Source organism: Streptomyces sp. NRRL F-5630 (assembly GCF_000719475.1).
Taxonomy (GTDB): Bacteria; Actinomycetota; Actinomycetes; order Streptomycetales; family Streptomycetaceae; genus Streptomyces.
Genome location: NZ_JOGO01000164.1, coordinates 1 through 1,659 on the forward strand (window position 1 = coordinate 1; position 1,659 = coordinate 1,659).

Genomic DNA, 1,659 nt, shown 5'->3' on the forward strand with positions numbered 1-1,659 from the left:
GTTCGGGGGCGGGGGCGGTCTCGGGGGGTTCGGGCTCCTCGGTGGCGTGGGTGGCTTCCGCGGCGCGGGGCGGGGGGACTGCGGGGATGTCGTGGTGGCTTCGGAAGGGCCGGGGCGAAAGGTTCATCGGGGGGTGTGTCCTTCCACGAGGTCGAGGAGGGCGGTGAGGTCCTGGGGGGTGGTGTGGGGGTTGAGGAGGGTGGCTTTGAGCCAGAGCCGCCCTTCGGCGTGGGCACGGCCGAGCACCGCGGTGCCTTCGGTGAGGAGGGTGCGGCGGAGCCGGGCGAGGTCGTGGTCGGTGGCGTGGGCGGGGCGGAAGAGGACGGTGCTGAGGGTGGGGGGCGCCCAGAGGTCGAGGTGGGGGCGGGCGGCGATGAGGGCGGCGAGGGTGCGGGCCTGTTCCTGGACGGTGTCGACGAGGTGGGCGAGCCCGTCGCGGCCGAGGGTGCGGAGGGTGACGGCGACCTTGAGGATGTCGGGGCGGCGCGTGGTGCGCAGGGAGCGGCCGAGGAGGTCGGGGAGTCCGGCGTCGGTGTCGTCGTCGGCGTTGAGGTAGTCGGCCTGGTGGGTGAGGGGGGTGAGGTCGTGGGGGTCGCGGGTGGCGAGGAGCCCGGCGGCGACGGGCTGCCAGCCGAGTTTGTGGAGGTCGATGGTGACGGTGTGGGCGCGGTCGAGGCCGGTGAGGAGGTGGCGGTGCGTGGGGCTGAAGAGGAGGGGGCCGCCGTAGGCGGCGTCGATGTGGAGACGGGCGCCGAACTCCTCGCAGACCCCGGCGAGTTCGTCGAGGGGGTCGATGAGTCCGGCGTCGGTGGTTCCGGCGGTGGCGGCGACGAGGACGGGGCGGCCCGGGTGGGCTTCGAGCGCGGTGCGGAGGTCCGCGGGGTGGAGGCGCCCGGTGGGGGTGGGGATGCGGTGGGCCGGGGCGAGGCCGAGGAGCCAGGCGGCGCGGGGCAGGGAGTGGTGGGCGTTCGCGCCGTGGAGGAGAAGCGGGTCGCGGTCGGGCGCGGCTTCGCGGGCGAGGAGGACGGCGAGCTGGTTGGCCTCGGTGCCGCCGGTCGTGACGAGCGCCTGGGCGGCGACGGCCTGGGGGTAGACCTCGGCGGCGAGGGTGTGGGTGACGTGTTCTTCGAGCGCGGTCGCGGCGGGTGCCTGGTCCCAGGAGTCGAGCGAGGGGTTGAGGGCGCTCGCGGCGAGGTCGGCGGCGGTGGCGACGGCGAGCGGGGGGCAGTGCAGGTGGGCCGCGCAGTGCGGGTGGGCGGGGTCGGCGGCGCCCGCGGCGAGGGCGGTGACGAGGGTGGCGAGGGCGGTGTGCGGGTCGGTGCCCGTGTCGGGGAGCACGGGGGTCGCCGCGGCGTGGAGCGCGGCGGCGACGGACGCCGGGCCCCCGGCGGGGAGGGGGCCCTTGCGGTGGTGGGTGCCGTCGGTGAGGGCGGCGAGGACGGTGTCGAGCAGCGGCCGCAGGGCCTCGGATCCGTGGGGGCCGCCGGACAGGGGCGGGAGGGTGCGGGGCATGACGACTCGTCCTTCGGGTCTGCGGGTCGGCGATCAGCCTGCCCGGCGCTGCGCGTGCGAGGTCCACAGAGCCCAACGAACGGAACCCGAAAGAGGTATGGGGGCGGAGTGAATCCACCTCCGGGCGGGGGTGGTCTGGTATAGGGG

General features: G+C 76.1%; 1 protein-coding gene. It reads right to left on the reverse strand.

Annotated elements, in window-relative coordinates; all coding sequences use genetic code 11:
• Positions 1–123: 123 nt before the first annotated feature.
• Positions 124–1,512 (reverse strand): pyridoxal phosphate-dependent decarboxylase family protein, encoded by a 1,389-nt coding sequence (locus IF99_RS0130115; RefSeq protein WP_031001636.1) that lies wholly within the window; start codon positions 1,510–1,512, stop codon positions 124–126.
• Positions 1,513–1,659 lie beyond the last annotated feature (147 nt).